The sequence below is a fragment of the Actinokineospora spheciospongiae genome (assembly GCF_000564855.1).
Taxonomy (GTDB): Bacteria; Actinomycetota; Actinomycetes; order Mycobacteriales; family Pseudonocardiaceae; genus Actinokineospora; species Actinokineospora spheciospongiae.
On sequence record NZ_AYXG01000043.1, the window covers coordinates 165330 to 171379 of the forward strand.

Sequence of the window (6050 nt, forward strand, 5' to 3'; positions counted from 1 at the left end):
CACCGACGGAAGGCGGTGGGGGGTTCGTGGAACCGGTTGCGACCTGCTCAGTCGCCGCGCCGGACCGGGCCCAGGATCTGCTGCTCCTTCTGCGTGGTGACCAGCCGCAGCGGCTTCCACAGGTTGCGGCCCAGGGCCACCACCTGGTCGTCGGCCAGCGAGGTGAGCTGCTGCACCATCGGCGGCGGCAGCCGCCAGATCCGCGCCGCCAACTGCGCCTGCCCGACCGGCAGCCGCTGCAGCAGCACCAGGTCGGCCGCGTTCGCCGTCGCCCCCGCCTGCGGGTGCATGTAGGGCAGCACGTACACCGTGGTCTGCCACGGGGTGCGCGGCGGGAACAGCTCCTGCGGGGTCGGGCCGCCGTCGTGCACCACCATCAGCGGGCCGTCCTCGGACGGCCGGGGCAGTTCCACCGGGCTCAGCCGCCGGATCTGCACCAGCGGCGCGAGCCGCCCGTCGGGGCCCTCGCCCGCCGCCTTCTGCAACATCTGCCAGGCCGCGGGCCGACCGGTGGCGACCACCACCCAGGCGCCGACGGCCATCGCCCGCAGCGCCACCTGCCGGGCCAGGTACAGCCCGCCGACCAGCACGATCCTGGTCGGCGCGGGCCGCAGCGCGGAGATCGTCAGCGGTTCGCCCTGCAAGCCCGAGCCGAGCACCATGCCGCCGCGGTCACCGGAGGGGCTCACCGCGTCCAGCATGTCCGGCGACACCAGGAACTCCGGGGCGATGCTCGCCCCGCCGCCCTGGGTGTCCAGCAGCCTGCTCGACCCGCTCATGCCCGGCCTCCCAGCGGAAGTGTCGCCGCCAGCCCGGCCACCTGCAGGCCGCGCAGCGGGGTCAGGGTGATGCCGAGCCGGTCGGAGATCGCGGTCAGCCGCTCGTCGGCCAGGCTCAGCTCGTCGGGGTTGCGGGCGCTGACCCGCACCAGCCCGCGCAGGCCGACCTGGTCGTCGTCGGTGCCGGGGGAGATCGACATCGCCACTGTCGCCGACAGCGCGCGCACCCCGGTCAGCGCGTTCAGGCTGGTCGCCATCTTGCCCTGCGGCCAGCCGGTGATCGCGTAGCTGGCGTGCCCGATGCCCGCCGCGGTGACCCCGGTCCAGCGCTCGCGCAGCCCCACCCGGTCGGTCGACCCGGCGACCCCGGTCAGCTCGGCGGAGGAGATCCCGGCGCGCAGCAGCTCGTCGGGGTCCAGCGGCCGGGTCGGCACGCCGCGCGACTCCAGCGCGTTGCGCACCCGGGACAGGGCGCCGATCAGCGCCCGGTGCGCGCCGACGACACCGCCGCCGCGCTCGCGCACCGCCGCCGGGCAGCGCCGCGGGTCCAGCCGGACCGCCACCCAGGTGGTGCGCCGGGCGGCCGCGGGCAGCGGGCCCAGCACCTCCAGGTAGGACGCCAGGGCGGGGGAGTTCGGCGGCAGCGCCACGCTGCCGGGGTAGCAGTGCCAGATCACCTGGATCGCGTCGAGCACCACCCCGCGGTCCTCCAGGCACGGCGCCAGCGCGCCCAGCGGCAGGCTCGGCGTGGAGCCGACCGCGCTCACCAGCGCGGGCGCCGGGTCGACCAGCAGCACCGCGGTCCAGGTGCCCTCGTGCCAGGCCAGGCCCAGCGGCCTGCGCTCGTGGTCGGCGCCGTGCGCCACCACCAGGTCCGGCACGGCCAGCCGCAGCAGCGCCACCCGCGCGTCGTCCGGGCCGGTGACCGCGGTCGCCTCCTCGGCGGCGGCGAGCTGCTCCTCCATGGTCACCGGGTCGACGGGCTTGGTGGTGCGCGAGTGCGACCGGAAGGTGTAGCGGGTGGTGAGCCCGATCCACTGGGTGAACCAGCGGCCGCGCCAGCGCAGGAACGCCACCACCAGCGCCACCGCGGCGATGCCGATGGCGACGTAGACCATGGTGAGGTCGATCGCGAGCAGGACCAGCCCGATGGCCGCGCCGACCTCGAGGACGACCAGGTTCGACACCGGCAGCGAGCCCAGGCTGGCGCCCTTGGTGCGCCTGCGGGCCGCCACCCTGGCGCGCGGCTGCTCCGGTTCGGCGGGCTGACCGGGCGGGCGCGCGGGCCCACCGGGGCCACCGGGGCCGCTCGGCCCACCGGGTCCGCCCGGGCCACCCGGCCCACCGGGTCCGCCCGGACCACCCGGGCCACCGGGACCGCCGGGACCACCCGGGCCACCGGGTCCTCCGGGGCCGCCCGGTCTGCCGGGGCCACCGCCCGGACCCCCGGGGCCGCCGGGGCGCGGCGGCTGTCCAGGCGGTGGCGTCCTGCCCTGTCGTGGCGGAGTGGTCACGGACATCCGATCGGTCTCTTCCCCTCATCGGTGCTGCTCGGCGCCTGCGCGGTCCCGGGTTTTCCACAGGATGGCGCAAGACCCGCGTACGGCCGGAGCCGTACGGCTATCCTGCGGAACGGTACCGCGACGGGGAGAGCAGCAGGCCGAGAATGCCATCAACACCAACGACGAAGTCTCAGGTCCAGGCGTACCGCTTCGTGCTGCGCCGGATGCAGTCGGCACTCGTGCGCAAGGACGCGGTCATGCTGCACGACCCGATGCGCACGCACTCGCGGGCCACCATCGTCGGGGTCTGCATCGCGGCCATCATCTGCGTCGGCTTCCTCGTCGTCGGCCTGCTCAACCCGACCGGCAAGGCACCGGAGAACACCGGGATCATCATCGGCAAGCCCTCCGGCGCGGTCTACGTGAAGTGGAAGGACCCGCTCAAGGGCGACGTCCTGATCCCCACGTTCAACCTGGCCTCGGCCCGGCTGCTGATGCTCGCTCGCAGCTCCTCCGGCCAGAACCAGGCCCCGGCGAGCAACACCGACGCGGGCGGCGGCGGTCAGGTCGTGCAGCCCGAGGTCGTCCCGGACGACAAGCTGATCGGCCTCCCGCGCGAGCGCCTCACCGGCATCCAGGACGGCCCGCAGTTCCTCCCCGGCTCCGCGGCCGAGCGGATCAGCGCCAACTGGGCGGTCTGCGACGCCTACCAGAACGACCCCTCGCTCAACCGGGTGGCGAACGAGAACAAGATCGAGACCAGCGTCATCGGCGGCGTGCCCGACCTCGGCCCCGAGCTGGCCGAGACGGAGTCGCTGCTGGTCCGCGACCGGGCGGGCAAGACCTACCTGGTCTACCGCAAGCCCGCGACGGCGAACGTCCCCAACGCCGACACGGTGCGCGCCGAGGTCGACACGACCAGCCGCAGCATCAAGGACGTGCTCAGCCTGGAGACCAGGAACAAGGGCACCGAGCGCAACATCACCGACGGCCTGCTCAACGCCATCCCCCCGGTCGCGCCGCTGACCGCGCCCACCATCCCCGGCGTGGGCGGTCGCACCGCCGACGACCTGGTGGTGGGCGCGGTCCTGGAGGTCGAGCGCGCCGGGCGCGTCCTGGAGTACTACGTGGTCCTGCGGGACGGCGTCCAGCAGATCAAGCGGTCCACCGCCGACCTGATCCGCTTCACCACCACCGCGGGCGGCGCCGACATCAAGCAGATCAGCCCGGCCGAACTGCCCGCCAAGAGCCCCAACGGCGTGATCGACGACTCGTCGTTCCCGGCGCAGGTGCCCGAGGTGCTCGACCCGATCAACTCCCCGGTCGCCTGCCTGGGCTGGGGCCTGGTCGGCGAGGGCCAGGACGCCGACCAGCAGACCAAGGTGCACGTCGGCAAGCGCTTGCCGATCGACCGGTTCAACGCCGACGGCGAGCCCGCCACCATCCCGATCACCAGCCCGGGCAGCGCGCAGATCCGCATCGACTCGTTCTACATGCCGCCGGGCAAGGCGGCCGTGGTGCGCGGGGCGACGAACCGGATGAACTTCCAGACCGGCCCGATCTACCTGATCTCCGACCGCGGCGTGAAGTACGGCGTGCCCGACGCCCGCAGCGCCAACGCGCTGGGCCTGGACAACCAGTTGCCCGCCCCGGTGTCCATCGTGCAGTTGCTGCCCGACGGCGCCTCGCTGAGCACCACCGACGTGCTCCAGACCTACGACACGGTGCCGGTCGAGCCCGGCCTGTTCCCGTCGACCGCGGCCAACCCGGCGGGCGGGGGCTGACCGGACGCCCCGGCGGGCGGCTGATCGGTGGTCACGGGAACCGGGCGCCGACGACTACCGTCACACCGGTGAGCAACGCCCCGTGACCGAGGAGGTGCGCACCCGATGGCCACGATCAAGGTCGACCCCACCTGGGTGAGCCAGTACGCGTACAACGTCGGCGAGGCGGCCGAGGTCCTGTCCGAGGGCGCGGCCGTGCTGCGCACCGCCCCGCTCACCTCGGAGACCTTCGGCACCCTGGGCGACACCGTCCGGGTCACCGAGTCCTACCTGCGCGCCGCCGAGGCGCTGCGCACCCAGCTCACCCGGGGCGTGGAGGCGCTCAAGTCCGCCTCCACCAGCCTCACCCAGGTCGCCGAGAAGTACGAGTCCTCCGACGGCGACGGCATCGCCTCCATCAACCGCAGCGGCCAGGCCTGAGAGGGGCGACCATGCGCACCCGAGAGCCCGCCGACGGCGCGGCAGGCCCGGCGGGCCTGTCCACCGACCCCGCCTTCGGCGGTTGGCAGTCCCGCCCGATCAGCGCCGCCCTCGACGCCGGTGAGGCGGGGCTGTCCAGCGCCCTGCCCCCGGACACCCGCGCCCAGCCGTCGCCGCCCGCCCCGGTCGCCACCCCCACCCCGCGCCCCAGCCAGGCCCAGGGTGGCCGCGACGGCGCGCAGATCCGGTCCGACCTCTCGGCGTACCTGGACTTCCTGAGCGCGCTGTGCGCGGAACTGGGCATCCCCGACCCGGTCCAGGAGTACTTCGCCCCGGTCGTCGGCCGGTGGAGCGACATGCACGCCGAGGCCGACCGCTGGCGGGCGGTGGGCGCGGTGGCCGAGGTCGTCACCGAGGGCCTCACCCAGCCCCTCGGCGGCCTCGACGCCGCCTGGCAGGGCGCGGACGCCGAGTCCTTCATCGACTACGTCAACCGCGTCGGCCTCGCCGGTCACGACCTGGCCGACGCCATGATCACCATGGGCGAGGTCCTCGACACCACCGCCGACGGCCTCCGCCAGGTCGTCGAGGACATGGCGGGCGTCCTGGTGGAGATGGCCGAGACCACCTCGCAGGCCATGTCCGGCCCGGTGCAGGGCGAGGAGCGCACCCGCCAGTACCTCGACCAGATGCGCCGCCCCACCCGGGAACTGTTCGAGGCCACCCGCCAGGTCCTCGAAGCCCTGGTCAAGCTGTGCGAGGGCGTCGACGGCTCCCAGGTCTTCGACAAGATCACCATGGCCCACACCTTCCCCGAGGAGAACTGGGGCATCACCGCCGAAGTCCCCCCGGTCGACGTCCCCGCGGCCGTCACCCCCGCCGCCGCGACCCCAGACCCCCCGGGCGGCGGCGCGAGCCTGGGCAGCGGCGGCTTCGGCGGCGGCGGTGGTGGTTTCGGCGGCGGTGGCGCGGGCCTCGGCGGCGGCGCGGCCTCCCCGGCCACCCCGCTGAGCGCGGGCGGCGCGGCCACGGGCGTCGGCGAGGCGGGCCCCGGCAAACCCGGCGGGATGCCCAACGGCGGCGCGGCCCCCGCCGCCGCCTCGGCGGGCGGCCGCGGCATGGGCGGGATGATGGGCGGCATGCCCATGGGCGGCGGCATGGGCGCCCAGGGCGGCAACAACGAGCACAAGGCCAGGACCAAGGTCGCGGGCAACCCGGAGGACATCTTCGGCAAACCCGGCCGAGCCAGCCCCTCCGTCATCGGCGACGACCCCGCCTGACCCGCTCCCCACCACCACGGGCTGCCCCGGCACCTGTAGTCCGCCCAGCTCGCAGGGGCACAAGCCGGCGGTCACGCGCAGCGAGGCGGTGAGCCATCGCCACGCGCACCCGGGGCTGGGCGTCGGCGCGAGCCTGCGGCCACGGCGGGGCAATGTGGTGAACCACCGCCACTCGCACCCGGGTCCGGGCGCCGGTGCGAGCCTGCGGCCACGGCGCAGAGAAGTGGTGGTGCGCTGGATCGGGTGGTTGTTCTTGGTTGGGGGAGAAGACCCTCTGCCAAGCTG

General features: G+C 74.6%; 5 protein-coding genes. 3 read left to right on the plus strand and 2 right to left on the minus strand.

What is annotated here, in order from left to right:
- Nucleotides 1-47 precede the first annotated feature (47 nt).
- Both UO65_RS06160 and eccE read right to left on the minus strand, forming a co-directional pair.
- Entirely contained in the window at nucleotides 48-779 is a 732-nt protein-coding gene (locus UO65_RS06160; protein WP_052020787.1) for a hypothetical protein, read from the minus strand.
- Nucleotides 776-1966 carry a type VII secretion protein EccE gene (eccE, locus tag UO65_RS06165; protein WP_035279649.1) on the minus strand — a complete coding sequence of 397 codons (1191 nt, stop codon included), beginning with the start codon at nucleotides 1964-1966 and terminating at the stop codon, nucleotides 776-778. The genes UO65_RS06160 and eccE overlap by 4 nt, the downstream gene beginning before the upstream one ends.
- Before the next feature lie 479 nt (nucleotides 1967-2445).
- Here eccE and eccB point away from each other — a divergent pair, with 479 nt between their 5' ends.
- The 3 genes from eccB (at nucleotide 2446) to UO65_RS06180 (ending at nucleotide 5765) form a co-directional block, all read left to right on the plus strand.
- A complete protein-coding gene (gene eccB, locus UO65_RS06170; protein ID WP_052020788.1) occupies nucleotides 2446-4065 on the plus strand; it encodes a type VII secretion protein EccB in 1620 nt (539 codons plus the stop codon).
- A 105-nt stretch (nucleotides 4066-4170) separates the two neighbouring features.
- Entirely contained in the window at nucleotides 4171-4485 is a 315-nt protein-coding gene (locus UO65_RS06175; RefSeq protein WP_052020789.1) for a hypothetical protein, read from the plus strand.
- Nucleotides 4486-4496: 11 nt separating this feature from the next.
- Nucleotides 4497-5765, plus strand: coding sequence for a WXG100 family type VII secretion target (locus UO65_RS06180; protein WP_052020790.1), 1269 nt, complete (start codon nucleotides 4497-4499; stop codon nucleotides 5763-5765).
- The last annotated feature ends 285 nt before the right edge of the window (nucleotides 5766-6050 follow it).